Origin of the sequence: Achromobacter sp. 2789STDY5608615 (assembly GCF_001298995.1) — a bacterium.
Lineage (GTDB): Bacteria > Pseudomonadota > Gammaproteobacteria > Burkholderiales > Burkholderiaceae_B > Achromobacter > Achromobacter insuavis.
In genome coordinates this window covers 133,043-148,621 of record NZ_CYTY01000010.1, presented here as the reverse complement: position 1 = coordinate 148,621, position 15,579 = coordinate 133,043, and the positions used below count along the sequence as shown (strand labels likewise).

Below are 15,579 nucleotides of genomic sequence, written 5' to 3'. Positions count from 1 at the left end.
GAAGACCCACCGCCTCCGGGCCGCGGCGACGCCGCCCGGTGACCGGGCTTGCTTGCGCGCCTGCCCTTCCCTTTCCCCTGTTGCGCTGCTGCCGTTGATGGTGGCCCTGGGCGCGTTGACGGGCGCGGCTCCGGCGCGCGCCCAGGCCGCGCCGCCCGCGACGCAGGCGGCGACCGCATCGGCGCGCGTCTATGCCATCGCGCCCGGGCCCTTGAATGACGCGCTGTCGGCGTTCGCGCGGCAGGCGGGGATCTCGCTGGCGTATTCGTCCGCGCAGCTGGCGGGGGCGCGCAGCGCCGGGTTGAACGGCGCCTTCGACACGGCGGACGGCTTGCGCGCGCTGTTGGCGGGCACGGGCTATCGCGCGGTCAATGTCGATGGCGGCATCCGCATCGAGGCCGAGCCGCGCACCGGCGTCAGCACGTTGTCGCCGGTGCTGGTGAGCGGCACTTACCACGCCCAGACCGAGGGCTCGCAGTCGTATGCGGCCAGCGCGGCGACCATCGGCAAGACCGAGCAGGCGCTCAAGGACATTCCGCAGTCGGTCACGGTGGTGACGCGCAAGCGTATCGACGACCAGAACCTGGCCACCATCAGCGAGGTGCTGGAGAACACCACCGGCGTGACCATCAGCGAGGTGGCGGACGGCGGGCGCAATTTCTATTCGCGCGGGTTCAAGATCAGCAATATCCAGTACGACGGCGTGCCCCTGTCGCGCAGCTTCTATGCGGTGGGCAACAGCTTCACCGGCAGCACCGCCTATCTGGACCGCGTCGAGGTGTTCCGCGGCGCGCAGGGGCTGTTCGAGGGCGCGGGCCAGCCGGGCGGCTCGGTCAACCTGGTGCGCAAGCGCCCGACCGCCGAGACGCAGGTGTTGATGGAAGCGCGCGCCGGGTCGTGGGACCACTACGGCGGCATGCTGGACGCGGGCGGCGCGCTCAACGCCGACGGCAGCCTGCGCGGCCGCGCGGTGCTGGACTACGACGCCAAGGGTTCGTTCATCGACGTGGTCAAGGAGCGCGACACCAACCTGTACGCCGCGCTCGACTACGACCTGACGCCGCGCACTACGCTGGGCGCGGGCGTGCTGGTGTCGCGGCTGCGTTCCACGCCCTTCTTCGGCGGCCTGCCGCGCTACAGCGACGGCAGCTCGCTGGGCCTGAAGCGGTCGACCTTCCTGGGGGCGGACTGGAACAAGTGGGACCGCGACGAAACGCAGCTGTTCGCCGACCTGACGCACCGCTTCAACGACGACTGGCGCCTGAAGATCGCCGCCACCTACGTCAAGGAAGAGAGCCTGACCACGGCGCTGGACGCGACGGGCGCGGTGGACCCGGTGACGCGGATGGGGCCGATGCGCAACGCCTGGAACTACGACAAGTCGGCGCGGCACATCGGCTTTGACGCCAACGTGAACGGGCGCTTCACCACCTTCGGCATGCCGCAGGATCTGGTGGTGGGCGTGAGCCTGTCGCGGCTCAAGTCCACCGACCGCATCGAGTACGCCTCCAACTACCTGCCGCTGGACGTGTTCCGCCCGGATGCGCGCGTGCCCAGGCCGGACAGCTTCCCGGATTCGCAGCGCACCTCGCGCTATGAGCCGCACGTGCAGAAAGGCGTCTACGCGCAGTTGCGCAGCAGCCTGACGGATGACCTGACGCTGGTGTCGGGCGGCCGCTTCAGCTGGTTCGAGAGCCGCTACAGCACGCAGGCCGCCACCTGGAGCGACGTCAGCACCAGCAAGGCCAGCGCCGAGTTCACGCCGTTCCTGGGCCTGGTGTACGCGCTGACGCCGAACTGGTCGGTCTACACCAGCTACGCCGACATCTTCGAGCCGCAGACCGCCACCACGCTGGACGGCAGCATCCTCAAGCCCATCGTCGGCGCCAACTACGAGGCCGGCATCAAGGGCGAGCTGATGGACGGCAAACTCAATACCTCGTTCGCCGTCTACCGCATCGACCAGAAGAACCGCGCGGTGCAGGACTACGAGGCCGGCCCGGTGTGCAACGGCGGCTATTGCTCGCGCGCCGCCGGCAAGGTGCGCAGCCAGGGCTTCGAGGCAGAGATGAGCGGCGAGGTGATGACCGGCCTGCAACTGGCGGCCGGCTACACCTTCAACAGCAACAAGTACCTGAGCGACCCCGACCGCGAAGGCCAGACCTTCAGCGAGGAAACCCCGCGCCACCTGCTGCGCGTCTGGAGCGAATACCGCCTGCCGGACGAGTGGAACCGCCTGAGCCTTGGCGCCGGCGTGAACTGGCAGAGCGCGCTGAGCAACAGCATCTCGAAGGTGCGGCGGCCGTCGTACAGCGTGTGGAATGCGCGGGTGGCGTACGACCTGACCTCGCACTGGACGGCGGCGCTGAACGTGAACAACCTGTTCGACAAGGTGTATTACGAGTACCCGGGGTACGTGGAGAACCGCAACAACTATGGCGCGCCGCGCAGCGTGTTGTTGACGTTGCGGGGGCGGTTCTAGCGCGTTGCCTTCGGCACAGCGTTTAGTCGATGTCTGACGCGACGGGTTGAGTGAACGGCGAGCCGATCGCGCGGGGTCGGCTCGCCGCTGTTACGCAGCGGGGCCTTGCGTCGATGCAATGTCGGCTTTCTTTTCTGTTGGTCGGATATCAGCTGCTGCGTATCCGCTTGAGAAGGCAACCTCGCCAAAATGGCTCTCCTGGCTATTGCCGGCATTCCATACTCCAGCTCCGCCGATTCGTCTTGATCGCGCTGGCACCTTTGTGCGTCTTTGCTCAGTTGATTTTTATACGCAACTTGCGTACATTTTAATGAAAGCCCTTTTTGTCGAATTACCCGCGTTTTCCCGTCATCGCACGGATTATCTCGACGACGATGGCTTTCATGCCCTGCAGCAAGCCATGATGCAACGCCCGGAGGCTGGGGATGTCATCGAAGGCACAGGTGGATTGCGCAAATTGCGGTTTGGCGATCCGCGGCGTGGTAAGGGTAAACGTGGCGGCCTGCGAGTCATCTACTACTGGTGGGATGGCCGATCTCAGTTCTGGCTGTTCACGCTGTATGACAAGGACGAAATGAACGACCTGACCGCTAGGGACAGGAAATTGCTCAAAAGCATGTTGGAAGCGGAACGCGAGGCGCGGCGATGAAAAAGCGGAATTTGTATGCGGAAATAGCCGAGGGCCTCGATGCGCTTGCCGATGAGCGAGCGGGCAAGCGAACCTTGCGCACGCACAAAGTAGAACGCAATCCCGCACCGGAGGTGACCGCGGAAGAGCTGCTGGCTCTGCGCGAGCGCTTGCACCTGTCGCGGCAGGTATTCGCACACTATCTGCGCACCAACCCTCGCACGTTGGAAAACTGGGAGCAAGGCCGCGCCAAGCCGAATGCGCAGGCGGCCTTGCTGATTCGTCTGGTCGAGAGATTCCCCGATATCGTGGAACGACTGGCAGTCGTGTAAGCGCAAGGCGCGTCTTGCAGCCACAAGGCAGCGTCATTCGCTTCGTCCGAAACCCACGCCCAGCACACGCATGGACGACATGAAGCCCGTCAAAATGGGCTTCAGTCGATCCCCAGACGCGATACGCGTGCGTTGCCATGAATGCCCTGTTTGTCGAGCTGCCCGAATTCTCTCGCCACCGCGAGGAATTTCTGGCCGACGACGAATTTCGCGCGCTGCAATGCCTGATGTTGAAACTGCCCGAGGCCGGCGTCGTCATCGAAGGCACCGGCGGGCTGCGCAAGCTGCGTTACGTTGATCCGCAGCGCAGCCGGGGCAAGCGCAGCGGCTTGCGAGTCATCTATTACTGGTGCGACGCCGAGCGGCAATTCTGGCTGTTCCGGTTGTATGGCAAGCAGGATGTGAACGACAGCAATTCCGCCATCCGCAAGATGTTCGCCAAGTTGCTGGCGCAGGCGCTGGCGGCGCCGGGAGGCGCGCCGGCGGCCATCACGCGCAGGGAGCCGAAGGTGCCGACGCATTACCGGGCGCCGAAGCATTCGATGAAGGCCAGGGCTGAATAAGCCGCCGTTGTTGCAGGTTCGAAACCGCCTTTTGCAGATTGGCGGCATCGGGGCACGTGGTCTCGATGCTGCTAAAGCAACGAGACGATGTGATCGATTCAGGCCAGCCAGTTTTCCACGGCGAGTCCGGGGATACGCTCGAATTCCCGGGTATTACCCGTCACCAGCGTCAGCCCGAGCGTGCAGGCGTGTGCGCCTATCCACAGATCGTTTGCACCAATCGGCTCGCCAGCGGCTTCCAGTTCAGCGCGCAGGCTGCCGTACTTGATGTCGACGGGCACATCCAGGGGCAGTACAGGGAGCGCGCTCAGCAGGCTTTCGACTTTCGCTTGCAGCTTCGCGGACCCCTTCTTGGCGCAGCCGTAGCGCAGTTCCGCCGCGACGACGATACTGGTGAATATCCTCTTTGGGCCTACCCGCTCGATGTGGCGGGCCGCCGGGCCGTTGGGATCACGCAGCAGCGCACTGATGATGTTGGTGTCCAGCAGATAACCGCTCACAGGACGTCCTCCGGCTTGAGCGGCGCGTCGGCGATGTCCGGAAATTGGTCTTCCGGCCCAAGCGGTTCGTCTTGTCGCCATTGGACCAACAATTCCACGATGTCGCGCGGCCCGATTACCGGTTCGATGATGAGCTTCGTGCCCTCACGATGGATCAGCACACGATCACCTGGCAATTCGAACTCTGCCGGAATGCGCACCGCCTGGCTGCGGTTGTTGCGAAAGAGCTTGGCTTCGCGGGGTTTGGCGGGGGAGGTCGGAATCGTCATGGCTTCTTCCTTTTGGCATATGCCAAATTGTATATGCCATGGACGAGGAAGAAAAACCGGTTCAATAAAAGAGGACTGGCTTGGCATGGTGGTCGTCTATCGCCGGCCACAAACGCTGCAACCGACTTTTGCAGTCGATTGAAGGTAACACCAGGGCTTCTCATCCCACACAGCCGCCGGTCTGATTTGCCCGGGTCTTCGTCAAACCCCCTGCACAAACGCCAGCGTATATCCGTTGCCATCCACCAACCCGAACTCATGGGAGCCATACGCCATGCGTTGCAATGGCCACGCGATGGGCGTCTTGTCCTTGATCTGCCGATAGAACGCTTCGACATCGGGAAGCGAGAAATACAGGGTGCCGCTGAATCCCGGCGCCCGCTGCCACAGGTCGAGCGTGGTGAAGATCAGCCGGCCGCCGTGTTTCTCGACCGTGAGCGTGCCTTCGGCGGAGTCGGTGACGGTGAAGCCCAGCACAGACCCGTAAAAGTCGCGGGTCGCGGCGAGATCGGTGGTGTGCAGCAAGGCGGAAAGAGGCATGGCGATGTCCTGCGCGATGGGGGGCCACACGATTCCTTCATGGATCGCTCGACCGCGGTTTTATCCTTCAGGCTCTTCGAGGGACCGGACCACGCGCGCGGGGTTGCCCGCCACCAGGGTGTTCGGCGGCACGTCCCTGGTGACGACGGACCCCGCCGCCACGACCGAATTCTCGCCGACGGTCACGCCGCCGATGACGGTGGCGCCAGCGGCGATCCAGACGTTTCTTGCGATCGCGATGGGTCTGGCGGTGACGAAATCGCGCCGTTGCGATGGCGCGAGCGGGTGGCCGGAGGTGATGAGGCTCACGTTCGGCCCGATCATCACATCGTCGGCGATGGACAGGCCGCCCAGGTCGTAAAAGGTGCAGTTCTGGTTGATGAAGACATTGCGTCCGAGCCGGATGTCGGGGCCGCCGGTGGTGTAGAACGGCGGGATCAGCAGGACGCTGTCATCGACGGGCTGGCCGATCAATTCGCTGAACAGGGCGCGGACGGCATCGGCGTCGTTGAAGGTCAGGCGGTTCAACTCGGCGGTAAGCGCCATGGCCCGCTTGACGTTCGCGGTCATGGCGGCGGATGCGGGTGTGCGCCGGGGGATCACCAAGGTGCGGTCGTCATTGTCCATGGTCATTGTCAGGAGGCCGTTGCGTTATGAGGCCGTTGCGCCATGAGGCTCAATCCTCCAGGAAGCCCAGGGTCCTGAGTTCGGCGATCGCGCCCAGCTCCTCGTCGCGCCGCTTCTTCGGCGCGCCCAGCGATGCGGTCAGCAGCATGGCCGGCCTGTCGGATTCGTCGAAGCCGCGCAGCACGCTGTCGGCGACGGGAAAGGCCTTGGCGAAGCCCGCGTCCAGCGCCGGTTGGCCACGATAGCGGCCGCGCTTGTCCAGGATCACCTGGGTCCGCGGATCGCGCCTGATCAGGTGCAGCGGCACGCCTTCGCAACGCAGTCCCAGCAGCTTGGCTTCGCTGATGTCCAGCGCCCAATCGGTCTCGGCATAGAACGCGGCGCGGGCGGTCTCGAATTGCTGCAGCCGGTCCGCATCCGTGCAGAACGCTTCGGGCGTCAGGTTGAGATTGAGCTTGCCGATCTTGCCCTTGAGCGTGACGCGGCGAAAGAACGAGGCCCACACCAGCAGGATGGGGTTGGTGGACAGGTCTTCGACCACCACGTCCTCGAACACGCACGGCTTGATCTCTGAATTCGTCACGCGGCATTGGGACAGCCGCAGGTGCTGTACGCGCGACATGCGCTGCGGAGACTTGACCATCGACAGGCCGCAGTTGTCGAAGACGCAGTCGCGCAGATGCAGGTCGTGGAAATGCGCATTGCCCTTGTCCAGGGCCATCCGGAATTCCTGGCCTTCGATTTTCTGCATGGGTGCGCGTCAGGTGCGGTTGGCGGTGGCCAGGCGCAAGGCCAGGGCCAGGAATACCGAGCCCAGGACGTACTGCGGCCAGCGCGACACGCGCTGCCGTCCGGCCCAGCGCCGGCTGAGCTGGTGCGCGGCCAGGATGACGGCGCCGTTGATGAAGAGGCCGATGACGTTGAGGATGGTGGCCAGCACCAGGATCTGCAGGGCCACCGAGCCGTCCTGCGGCCGCACGAACTGCGGGAACAGCGCCAGCACGAACAGCGCCATCTTGGGGTTGAGCAGGTTGGTCAGCAGGCCTTGCATGAAGACCTCGCGCACCGGCGAGCGGGCCCTGCCGGCGTCGGGCACGCTCTGCGCGGGCTTGCTGCGGAAGGTGCGCACGGCCAGGTACAGCAGGTAGAGCGCGCCGGCGAAGCGCACCGCGTCGTAGGCCATGGGCACCGCCACGAACAGCTGCGACAGGCCGAAGGCGGCCAGCAGCGCGTGGCAGTAGGTGCCGGCCTGGATGCCCGCCAGCGAGGCGAAGCCGGCGCCCTTGCCCTGGGCGGCGCTGCGCGAGGCGATCAGCAGCATGTCGGGGCCGGGCGTCATGGCCAGGGCGACGCAGGCGCCGCCGAAGAGGACAAGGGTGGCGGGGTCAAGCATGGAAGGTCCTTCGAGAATGGCGGGCCGGCGCGGCGTCGATTACTGGGCCGCCGGGGGCAGGCTGCAACCGGCGTAGAACGTCTGGCAGCTGCCGCCCGCGTCTTTGCCGCAGGTCTCCAGCGCGCGCATGCGGGCCAGTTCTTCGCTGGCGGCGAGGGCGGAGTTGATCATGACGCCGCTGCCCTTGGGCGACGGGCCATAGGCCACCGCCACGCACTGGTCGTGATAGGTGGTGTTGATGGCGCAGCGGGCGCCGCCCTTGGTGGCGCATTGGGCCAGCGCGTCTTTCTCCGCCTTGGCCTTGCTGGTCCGGTCGGCCGAAATGCCGATCGAGCCCGAGGGGGCGTCATACGCCACGGCGCCCCAGCGCTGGGCGTCGCGCGACGCGGGGGTGGACGCGTCGCCCGCGGCGGGCGCGATCTCCACGGGGATCGGCACGCATTGCTGGCCGGGCGTGCCGACGCTGGGCGCGTAGCCGTCCGGGCAGCCTTGTTCGGCTTGCGCCGCGCCGGCGGCCGAGAAGTTCAGGGCAATGACAAAGGAGGCAATGATCAGGGTACGCATGGGTCAACTCATTCGTTCGATAGACCGCCCAGCAGGGACAGGGCGGCGTCCAGCGACAGCACGGTCGTGCGGGACTCGAAAGCGGTCGCGAACAGGTGGTCGTGCACGACCGGGTCGGGGTCGTAGCAACAGTCCTTGACGGTCAGGAGACGGTAGTCGGCGTCGCTGGCGTGGGCGATGGACGACAGCATGACGCCGGTGGAGGCGACGCCCGCCATGATCAGGGTGTCGATGCCCTGGGCCGACAGGCGCGGCTGCAGGTCGGTGCCGAAGAACACGCTGGCGCGGTGGGCCAGGATGAGGGGTTCGTCGTCGCGCCGGCCGAGTTCGGGCGAGACGCGGTCATGCACGAAGCGGCCCAGCTGCCGGATGCCCTGCCCGTTCTTGTTGAGCGGGCTGACTTCCGGGTAGCCGGGACTGAAATGGATCTTGGCGAAGTAGACGCTCACACCGGCCTGGCGCGCGGCATCGCACAGTTGCCGCGTGTCGGCCAGCAGCCGGGGGGCGACCGACGGGAACAGGTCCATGATGTCGGTCTGGTAGTGCATGACCAACAGCGCGGTGCGCGCGGGGGTGATGGCCGGGGGCTGGGAGGTCATGGTCCGTTCCGTGAAGACGTGCGTCATGACCTGTCAGTGTAGCGGCAGTCGCGGGGCCGCGGCGCGGGCCATGCCGGCCCGCGCCGCCCCGCGGGGTGGCTTACTTCTCGGCGTACTTTTTGCTGGCGGCGTCGTAGACGTAGCTGACGGCGTCGGCCGCGCCCAGCTGGCGGGTCTTGCCCGGGCCGGAGATTTCGCTGCCGCTGGGGGTGACGGTGATCCTGGGCATGTCGCCGCCGTTCTGCGCGGTGAAGGTCAGCTTGCCGGTCTTGGACACGCACGGCATGACGTCGCCGTCGGCGCAGGCGGCGCTGTTGTCGTCGCCGGTGATGAGGCTGCCGACGTAGGTCCAGACGTTGTCCTTGAGTTCGTCGCGCGGGCCGATGTTGAAGACGAACAGCGCGTAGCCCTCGAAGCTGGTGCCGTTGTCGAAGCCCTGCGTGGGCACGGCCAGCACCAGCTTGCCGGCCGGGGTGCGGTATTCGAGCGGCTTGCGGCGGGTGTCGATGGCCTCGGGCCGCTCGTAGGCGCCGAACATGCCGATGGTGTGCTCCATGCCGCGGAACTTCCAGGGGCGTTCGGCGCTGGAGCCGGTCAGGGTGAAGGTGGACTCGGCCAGGTTGACCTGGGTCTCCGGGCCGACTTCGTCTTCGCCGGGCTTGCCGTATTTCTCGCGGGTGTCCCAGGCGAAGCCGGTGAAGTACTGCGTGCCGCCCAGCTCGAAGGCATGGCCGAACCAGTAGGTGGCGACGCTGCCGTTGGCCACTTCGTAGGAATCGGCGCCCTTGCCGTCGATCTGATAAATGTAATAGAGCACGGTGGCCGCGTCGGGCGGCATCACGGCGGCGGCGCCCTGGACCGCATCCAGGCGCGGCGCGGTGGCGGCGGGCTCGGCGGCGATGGCGGCCGGGCCGGCGAGCGCGCCCAGCGTGGCGAGGCACAGGCTGGCCAGCGTGGCGCGCAGCAGCGGACGACGGGAGGATGGGCGGACGTTCAGACGCGTTTTCATATCGGACTTTTTCTCATCGGTCTTCGGTAGGCGCACCGTGGCGCATGATGCGGCGCCATCTTAGTGGGCGGCCGGGGTTGGCGTCGGACAGCAGTTTGCCAATTGTGTCCGACTGCAAGGCGAGCGGGGACGCGTCGCTGTCCTAGAATGGCGCTTTCGTCTCCGACACCCACCCCATGCCGGCAGAGCGCGACCGCCGGGAAAGGATGCGCCGATGGACTTCAAGCCGCTGCCCGCGGACCACGACGCCTTGCAGCGTTCGCTGGCCGACACCGAGCTGCCTCGCGCCGTCATCGATCGCCTGCTGGCGCAAGCGCGCCCCGCGCTGCTGCTGGCAACCGCCGCCGGCGACGAGGACGCCATCCCGTTGGGCGCCAGCAAGATCGGCGGGCGCCCCGACCTGCCGCCGGGCATGGCCTGGCCGACGCGGCCCGCCTATCCGGACGCGGGCGCGCGCGCCGCGGGGCATCGCCAGGAGGCCGACCGCCTGCTGGCGGATTCCAAAAAAAAGGGCTCGTGGATGACCCCGGCGCAAGGCGTGCGTTTTGCCGCCGATGCCCGCGCCCGGGCAGATGCGGTGGAGACGACGTTTCCGCTGACATTCCTGGGGCAGTTCGATCTGGCCACGCTGTCGCGGCAGGCAGGATTCGATGCCGCCTTGCCGAGCGAGGGTCGCCTGCTGGTGTTCTACGATTTCCTGGAGCAGGCCGAGAGCTTCACGCCGGCGGCTTCGGTGGGCTGGCGCGTGTTGTGGGACAGCACGCCCGCCGCGATGCTGACGCGGGCGCCGGCGCCAGCGCAGCTTGTCGCGCTGTCGGATGAGGAATGGACCTGCGTGTTCCCCGGCGCGCCGGTGGCGGCGCGCACCGTGTTGACGCCGATCGGCGTGGACGACGCGGGCTGGGACGCGTTCAAGCTCGACGACGACGATCTCTACGACGGCTACCAGGATTGGCGCTCGCAGTTCGGCACGCCGGACATGGACGGCCGCGACAACCATCAGCTTGGCGGCCATCCGCAGTCCTTGCAGAACGGCATGCAGGCCACTTGCCAGCTGGTGTCGCACGGTCTGGACTGCGGCGGCAGCGAGGTCTGGCGCAGCGAGGCCGCGCAGGCCCTGCTGCCGGGGGCGCGTGACTGGCGGCTGGTGTTGCAGATCGGCGCGGATCCGCGTGCCGGCATTCCGCAGCCGGGCGCCTACTACGTGCTGATGCGCGAGCAGGACATCGCGGCGCGCCGCTTCGATCTGGCGCGCGTCACGTATCAATGCGATTAGCGTGACGTCGTCGCGAGGCCCGGGCGGGCGCGAACCGCCGGACCTCGCTCCTCAGGTCGGCGGATCGCGATCCGCCAACGCCGCCGCCTGCTCGCGCAGCACGAACTTCTGGATCTTGCCGGTCGAGGTCTTGGGCAAGGCGCCGAACACCACGGTGCGCGGCGTCTTGAAGCGCGCCAGGTGTTCGCGGCAATAGGCGATCAGCTCGTCCGCGCTGCGCGATGCGCCCTCTTTCAACGTGACGAAGGCGCAGGGCGTTTCGCCCCACACCGCATCGGGGCGCGCCACCACGGCGGCTTCCAGCACGTCGGGGTGGCGGTACAGCACGCTTTCGATCTCGACGGTCGAGATGTTCTCGCCGCCGGAGATGATGATGTCCTTGGCGCGGTCCTTGATCTCGATGTAGCCGTCCGGGTGCACCACGGCCAGGTCGCCGGAGTGGAACCAGCCGCCGGCGAAGGCCTCGGCGGTGGCCTCGGGGTTGCGCAGATAGCCTTTCATGAGGGTATTGCCGCGCAGCATGATCTCGCCCAGCGTGGCGCCGTCGGCCGGCACCGGCCGCATGGCGGCGTCCATCACCTGCACGGCTTCGACGTTGAGCTTGCGCACGCCGATGCGGGCCTTGAGCGCGGCGCGCTCGGCCAGCGGCAGGTCGTCCCATTCGTCATGCCAGGCGCAGCTGATCGACGGGCCGTAGGTCTCGGTCAGGCCGTACAGGTGCGTGACGCCTATGCCCAGCTGCTCCATGGCTTCGATGATGGCGGCGGGCGGCGCGGCGCCGCCGGTCATGGCCTGCACGCGGTGCGTGGCGCGATGGCGCACGTCGGCGGGGGCGTTGACCAGCATGTTCAGCACCACGGGGGCGGCGCAGAAGAAGCCGACCTGGTGGCGGCGGATGGCCTCGAAGATGGCGGCCGGTTCCACGCGCCGCAGGCAGACGCTGGTGCCGGCCAGCGCCGCCAGAGTCCACGGGAAGCACCAGCCGTTGCAGTGGAACATGGGCAGCGTCCACAGGTAGACGGCGTGCGGCGGCATGCCGCAGGCCAGCACGTTGCCGGTGGCGTTGAGGTAGGCGCCGCGGTGGTGATAGAGCACGCCCTTGGGGTTGCCGGTGGTGCCGGAGGTGTAGTTCAGGCACAGGTTGTCCCATTCGTCCGGCGGCCCTTCCCAGGGGGGCGTCGGCCGGTTGGGCGGCGAGCCAGGCTTCGTATTCCGCGTCGCCCAGGTCGCCGTGGGGGCCGGCGTATTCGCTGTCTTCGATGCGCACGGTGCGCGGCGGCGCGCGCAGGTGGCCGAGCACTTCGCGCACCAGGGCGGCGTATTCGCTGTCGTACAGCAGCACGGTGGCGCCGCCGTGTTCCAGGATGAACGCCAGCGTGCGCGCGTCCAGGCGGGTGTTGAGCGCGTTCAGCACCGCGCCGGCCATCGGCACGCCGAAGTGCGCTTCGTACAGGGCCGGCGTGTTGGGCGCCAGCACCGCCACCACGTCGCCACGATGCACGCCCCAGGCGGCGAGCGCCGCGGCCATGCGGCGGCAGCGTTCGTCGGTGACGCGCCAGCTTTGGCTGCGGTCGCCGTGCAGCAGCGCGGCGCGTTCCGGGTAGACGGCGGCGGCCCATTGCAGGAAGCCGAGCGGCGTCAGCGGCTGGTGGTTGGCGGCGTTGCGCGGCAGCGCGTCGGTGGACGGTGGGGTCATGATGCGCTCCTAGTGGCCGGCGGCGGCCAGGCGTGCGGATTCGCGTTGCGCGGCCTGCCAGCCGAGCGCGGCCAGCGGTTCGACGCGCGCGCCCATCTCCAGCGCGTCCGTGGCGGCGGCGTTGCCGGCGCGGGCGCGGGCATACACGCCCTGCAGGATGGCGGCGATGCGAAAGAAGCTGTAGGCCAGGTAGAAGTCCCAGTTGGCCGGCGGCGCGATGCCGCGCGCCTCGCAATAAGCCCGCACGAACGCGGCTTCGTCGGGTATGCCCAGCGCCGCCAGGTCCAGGCCGGCGATGCCGCGCCACAGGGCCGGCGGGATGCGCCAGCACATGCAGTGATAGGCCAGGTCCGCCAGCGGATGGCCCAGCGTGGACAGTTCCCAGTCCAGCAGCGCGATGGCGCGCGGCGCGTCGGGCGCGAACACCAGGTTGTCGATGCGGTAGTCGCCGTGCACCAGGCGGGTCTGGTCGTCCTGCGGCAGGTGCTGCGGCAGCCAGTCGATCAGCGCGTCCATGGCGCCCAGGGACGTGGTCTCGGTATCGCGGTACTGGCGGGTCCAGCGCGCCACCTGGCGCGCGAAGTAGTCGCCGGCCTTGCCGTAGTCCGCCAGGCCGACGGCGGCCGGTTCCACGGCGTGCAGCGCGGCCAGCACGCGGCCGGTCTCGGCGTAGAGCGCAGCGCGTTCGACGGGCGCCAGTCCCGGCAGCGCCGGGTCCATGAAGACGCGGCCGCGGGCGTAGCTCATCAGGTAGAACGGCGTGCCGACGATGGAAGGGTCGGCGCAATAGTGCAGCATCGCCGGCACCGGCACGGCGGTGCCGGCCAGCGCGGCCATGACGCGGTATTCGCGGTCGATGGCGTGGGCCGAGGGCAGCAGCGCGCCGGGCGGCTGCTTGCGCAGCACGCGCGCGCCGCTGGCGTCTTCCAGCAGGTAGGTCGGATTGGACTGGCCGCCCGTCAAGGCCCGCGCGCGCAGGCCGTCGGCGTTGCCCAGGCCTTGGGCCGACAGGTAGGCGGCCAGGGCCGGCAGCCAGTCGGGGGCGGCGTTGGTAGCCGGATCGGGCGCGCTCATACCAGCGCCTTGCGCGGCGCGTCCGCGGCGTCCCACTGCCAGAACGCATCGCCCTGGTCCATCAGGTAGCGCGCCAGCACCATCTTGTGGACTTCGGAGGCGCCGTCCACCAGCCGCGCCTGGCGCGCGTAGCGGTAGATCCATTCCAGCGGCGTGTCCTTGGAATAGCCGCGCGCGCCGTTCAGTTGCAGGGCGGTGTCGACCACCTTGTGCAGGGTTTCCGACACGACGATCTTGGCCATGGAGATCTCCTTGCGCGCGAAGTCGCCCTGGTCCAGCCGCGCGGCGGCGCGCATGGTCAGCAGGCGGCCGATCTCGATCTGCATGGCGGCGTCGCCCAGCAGCCATTGCACGCCTTCGCGGTCGGCCAGCTTCTGGCCGAAGCTGCTGCGTTCGCCGACGTAGTCCACCGCCACCGCCATGGCGCGCCGCGCCAGGCCAAGCCAGCGCATGCAGTGCGTCAGGCGCGCCGGGCCGAGGCGGATCTGCGTCAGCTTGAGGCCGTCGCCCACTTCCATCAGGCGGTTTTCGTCGGGGATTTCGAGACCGTCGAATTCCAGCTCGCAATGGCCGCCGTGTTCTTCCGGGCCCATGATGGGGATGCGGCGCACGATGCGCCAGCCGGGCTGGTCGGCGTCGAACAGGAAGGCCGACAGGCCCTTGCGGGCGTCGTCCGAGGTGCGCGCGATCAGGATGAAATGCTGTGCCGCGCCAGCGCCGGTGATGAACCACTTGCGGCCGTGGATCAGCCATTTGTCGCCCTGGCGCGTGGCGGTGGTGCGCATCATCGACGGGTCCGAGCCGCTGCCGGGGTTGGGTTCGGTCATCACGAAGGACGAGCGCACCTTGCCGTCGATGATGGGCTGCAGCCAGCGGTCCTGCTGGTCGGGCCGCGCCACCTGCGCCAGCACGCGCATGTTGCCGTCGTCGGGCGCGGCGGCGTTGAAGGCGGCCGGGCCGAAGATGGAGCGGTTCATTTCTTCGTAGCAGGCGGCCAGGCCCACCATCGGCAGGCCCTGGCCGCCGCGCTGGCGCGGCATCTGCAGCGCCCACAGGCCGGCCTCGCGGGCCTTGGCGCGGACGCGGTCCAGCAGGGCTCCGTCGATGTTCTCGTGGTCGTCGTAGTTGGCGCGGTCGGCTTCCAGCGGAATCAGCTCGCGGTCGACGAAGGCGCGCACGCGCTGGCGGTAGTCTTCCAGTTCAGGGGGCAGCGAAAAATCCATGGCGGGGTCTCCGGATGGGGATGCGGGTTCAGAGCGAGCTGGCCAGGTGGCCGCCGTCGACGTCGATGACCGCGCCCGTCATGTAGGCGGAGGCATCGGAGGCCAGCAGCAGCAAGGGGCCGTCCAGGTCCTGCGGACGGCCCAGGCGGCGCTGCGGGATGCGCTTGACCAGGGCCTCGCCGGCGGGCGTGGCGAAGAAATCGCGGTTCAGGTCGGTGCCGATGTAGCCGGGCGCCAGCGCGTTCACGCGGATGCCGTGGCGCGCCCATTCCAGCGCCAGGGCGCGGGTCAGGTGCAGCAGGCCGGCCTTGGCGGCGGTGTAGGCGGCCACGTGCGAGGCCACGCGCTGGCCCAGGATCGAGGCGATGTTGACGATGGCGCCGGGACGGCCGTGGCCGTGGAAGTGGCGCGCGGCGCACTGCGCCACCCGCCACGCGCCGTTCAGGTTGACGTCGATCAGGCCGGTCCACTCGTCTTCGCTGATCTCCAGCGCGGGGCGCGTCATGGCGATGCCGGCGTTGTTGATGACGATATCGATCGGGCCGAGCGCCTGTTCCGCCTGCGCGAACGCCGCCTGCACGCTGTCGGGTTGGGTGACGTCCATGGCCGCGACGCAGGCCTGGCCGCCGTGGCCGCGGATCTCCTGCGCCAGCGCGTCGCCCAGTTCGGTCCGGCGGCCGCACAAGGCCACGCGCGCGCCGGCTTCGGCCAGCCGCAGCGCGAAGTGGCGGCCCAGTCCGCTGTAGGCGCCGGTGACCAGCGCGGTCTTGGATTTCAGGTCTTCAAACATCGGTGCGTCTCCTT

17 protein-coding genes and 1 pseudogene are annotated in these 15,579 nt (G+C 68.0%); 5 read left to right on the top strand and 13 right to left on the bottom strand.

The annotated features are described in order from the left end of the window. The first annotated feature begins 52 nt into the window (after positions 1-52). The 4 genes from AOZ49_RS11265 (at position 53) to AOZ49_RS11255 (ending at position 4,005) form a co-directional block, all read left to right on the top strand. Positions 53-2,482 (top strand): TonB-dependent siderophore receptor, encoded by a 2,430-nt coding sequence (locus AOZ49_RS11265; protein ID WP_231690303.1) that lies wholly within the window; start codon positions 53-55, stop codon positions 2,480-2,482. A 118-nt stretch (positions 2,483-2,600) separates the two neighbouring features. Then, positions 2,601-3,131: a hypothetical protein gene (locus AOZ49_RS33450; protein WP_231690302.1), complete on the top strand. Its 531-nt coding sequence runs from the start codon at positions 2,601-2,603 to the stop codon at positions 3,129-3,131. Beyond that, positions 3,128-3,442, top strand: coding sequence for a helix-turn-helix domain-containing protein (locus AOZ49_RS31695; RefSeq protein WP_082380400.1), 315 nt, complete (start codon positions 3,128-3,130; stop codon positions 3,440-3,442). The genes AOZ49_RS33450 and AOZ49_RS31695 overlap by 4 nt, the downstream gene beginning before the upstream one ends. Before the next feature lie 137 nt (positions 3,443-3,579). Next, the gene (locus AOZ49_RS11255; RefSeq protein ID WP_054475355.1) at positions 3,580-4,005 is read left to right on the top strand and encodes a hypothetical protein; all 426 of its coding nucleotides are present in this window, start codon (positions 3,580-3,582) and stop codon (positions 4,003-4,005) included. A gap of 98 nt (positions 4,006-4,103) precedes the next feature. Here AOZ49_RS11255 and AOZ49_RS11250 read toward each other — a convergent pair whose 3' ends face one another. The 9 genes from AOZ49_RS11250 to AOZ49_RS11210 form a co-directional block, all read right to left on the bottom strand. Beyond that, a complete protein-coding gene (locus AOZ49_RS11250; protein ID WP_054433881.1) occupies positions 4,104-4,505 on the bottom strand; it encodes a type II toxin-antitoxin system VapC family toxin in 402 nt (133 codons plus the stop codon). Then, the gene (locus AOZ49_RS11245; RefSeq protein ID WP_054433883.1) at positions 4,502-4,774 is read right to left on the bottom strand and encodes an AbrB/MazE/SpoVT family DNA-binding domain-containing protein; all 273 of its coding nucleotides are present in this window, start codon (positions 4,772-4,774) and stop codon (positions 4,502-4,504) included. Before AOZ49_RS11245 ends, AOZ49_RS11250 begins: the two co-directional genes overlap by 4 nt. A 201-nt stretch (positions 4,775-4,975) precedes the next feature. Further along, positions 4,976-5,314 (bottom strand): VOC family protein, encoded by a 339-nt coding sequence (locus AOZ49_RS11240; protein ID WP_054433953.1) that lies wholly within the window; start codon positions 5,312-5,314, stop codon positions 4,976-4,978. Between the two features lie 60 nt (positions 5,315-5,374). Next, entirely contained in the window at positions 5,375-5,941 is a 567-nt protein-coding gene (locus tag AOZ49_RS11235; protein ID WP_054475388.1) for a sugar O-acetyltransferase, read from the bottom strand. Positions 5,942-5,990: 49 nt separating this feature from the next. After that, the gene (locus AOZ49_RS11230; RefSeq protein ID WP_054475353.1) at positions 5,991-6,692 is read right to left on the bottom strand and encodes a hypothetical protein; all 702 of its coding nucleotides are present in this window, start codon (positions 6,690-6,692) and stop codon (positions 5,991-5,993) included. Between the two features lie 9 nt (positions 6,693-6,701). Further along, the gene (locus tag AOZ49_RS11225; protein ID WP_054433886.1) at positions 6,702-7,334 is read right to left on the bottom strand and encodes a LysE family translocator; all 633 of its coding nucleotides are present in this window, start codon (positions 7,332-7,334) and stop codon (positions 6,702-6,704) included. Between the two features lie 39 nt (positions 7,335-7,373). Further along, complete coding sequence (locus AOZ49_RS11220) at positions 7,374-7,898, bottom strand: DUF4189 domain-containing protein (RefSeq protein WP_054475351.1); 525 nt, start codon at positions 7,896-7,898, stop codon at positions 7,374-7,376. A gap of 8 nt (positions 7,899-7,906) precedes the next feature. Beyond that, positions 7,907-8,497: a cysteine hydrolase family protein gene (locus AOZ49_RS11215; RefSeq protein WP_054475386.1), complete on the bottom strand. Its 591-nt coding sequence runs from the start codon at positions 8,495-8,497 to the stop codon at positions 7,907-7,909. A 100-nt stretch (positions 8,498-8,597) separates the two neighbouring features. After that, complete coding sequence (locus AOZ49_RS11210; protein WP_054475349.1) at positions 8,598-9,506, bottom strand: hypothetical protein; 909 nt, start codon at positions 9,504-9,506, stop codon at positions 8,598-8,600. Positions 9,507-9,720: 214 nt separating this feature from the next. Here AOZ49_RS11210 and AOZ49_RS11205 point away from each other — a divergent pair, with 214 nt between their 5' ends. Further along, the gene (locus tag AOZ49_RS11205; RefSeq protein WP_054475340.1) at positions 9,721-10,782 is read left to right on the top strand and encodes a YwqG family protein; all 1,062 of its coding nucleotides are present in this window, start codon (positions 9,721-9,723) and stop codon (positions 10,780-10,782) included. Positions 10,783-10,833: 51 nt separating this feature from the next. Here the strand turns inward: AOZ49_RS11205 and AOZ49_RS11200 are convergent. The 4 genes and pseudogenes from AOZ49_RS11200 to AOZ49_RS11185 form a co-directional block, all read right to left on the bottom strand. Beyond that, positions 10,834-12,478, bottom strand: a pseudogene (locus tag AOZ49_RS11200) (acyl-CoA synthetase). A 9-nt stretch (positions 12,479-12,487) separates the two neighbouring features. Continuing rightward, positions 12,488-13,552, bottom strand: coding sequence for a phosphotransferase family protein (locus tag AOZ49_RS11195; protein ID WP_054475339.1), 1,065 nt, complete (start codon positions 13,550-13,552; stop codon positions 12,488-12,490). After that, a complete protein-coding gene (locus AOZ49_RS11190; protein ID WP_054433900.1) occupies positions 13,549-14,775 on the bottom strand; it encodes an acyl-CoA dehydrogenase family protein in 1,227 nt (408 codons plus the stop codon). Before AOZ49_RS11190 ends, AOZ49_RS11195 begins: the two co-directional genes overlap by 4 nt. 28 nt (positions 14,776-14,803) lie before the next feature. Then, positions 14,804-15,565, bottom strand: coding sequence for an SDR family NAD(P)-dependent oxidoreductase (locus AOZ49_RS11185; RefSeq protein ID WP_054475334.1), 762 nt, complete (start codon positions 15,563-15,565; stop codon positions 14,804-14,806). Positions 15,566-15,579 lie beyond the last annotated feature (14 nt).

Coding starts and splice junctions, on each gene's coding strand:
- AOZ49_RS33450 (WP_231690302.1), top strand. CDS start 2,601: ATGTCGGCTTTCTTTTCTGTTGGTCGGATATCAGCTGCTGCGTATCCG.
- AOZ49_RS31695 (WP_082380400.1), top strand. CDS start 3,128: ATGAAAAAGCGGAATTTGTATGCGGAAATAGCCGAGGGCCTCGATGCG.
- AOZ49_RS11255 (WP_054475355.1), top strand. CDS start 3,580: ATGAATGCCCTGTTTGTCGAGCTGCCCGAATTCTCTCGCCACCGCGAG.
- AOZ49_RS11245 (WP_054433883.1), bottom strand. CDS start 4,774: ATGACGATTCCGACCTCCCCCGCCAAACCCCGCGAAGCCAAGCTCTTT.
- AOZ49_RS11240 (WP_054433953.1), bottom strand. CDS start 5,314: ATGCCTCTTTCCGCCTTGCTGCACACCACCGATCTCGCCGCGACCCGC.
- AOZ49_RS11235 (WP_054475388.1), bottom strand. CDS start 5,941: ATGGACAATGACGACCGCACCTTGGTGATCCCCCGGCGCACACCCGCA.
- AOZ49_RS11230 (WP_054475353.1), bottom strand. CDS start 6,692: ATGCAGAAAATCGAAGGCCAGGAATTCCGGATGGCCCTGGACAAGGGC.
- AOZ49_RS11225 (WP_054433886.1), bottom strand. CDS start 7,334: ATGCTTGACCCCGCCACCCTTGTCCTCTTCGGCGGCGCCTGCGTCGCC.
- AOZ49_RS11220 (WP_054475351.1), bottom strand. CDS start 7,898: ATGCGTACCCTGATCATTGCCTCCTTTGTCATTGCCCTGAACTTCTCG.
- AOZ49_RS11215 (WP_054475386.1), bottom strand. CDS start 8,497: ATGACCTCCCAGCCCCCGGCCATCACCCCCGCGCGCACCGCGCTGTTG.
- AOZ49_RS11210 (WP_054475349.1), bottom strand. CDS start 9,506: ATGAAAACGCGTCTGAACGTCCGCCCATCCTCCCGTCGTCCGCTGCTG.
- AOZ49_RS11205 (WP_054475340.1), top strand. CDS start 9,721: ATGGACTTCAAGCCGCTGCCCGCGGACCACGACGCCTTGCAGCGTTCG.
- AOZ49_RS11195 (WP_054475339.1), bottom strand. CDS start 13,552: ATGAGCGCGCCCGATCCGGCTACCAACGCCGCCCCCGACTGGCTGCCG.
- AOZ49_RS11190 (WP_054433900.1), bottom strand. CDS start 14,775: ATGGATTTTTCGCTGCCCCCTGAACTGGAAGACTACCGCCAGCGCGTG.
- AOZ49_RS11185 (WP_054475334.1), bottom strand. CDS start 15,565: ATGTTTGAAGACCTGAAATCCAAGACCGCGCTGGTCACCGGCGCCTAC.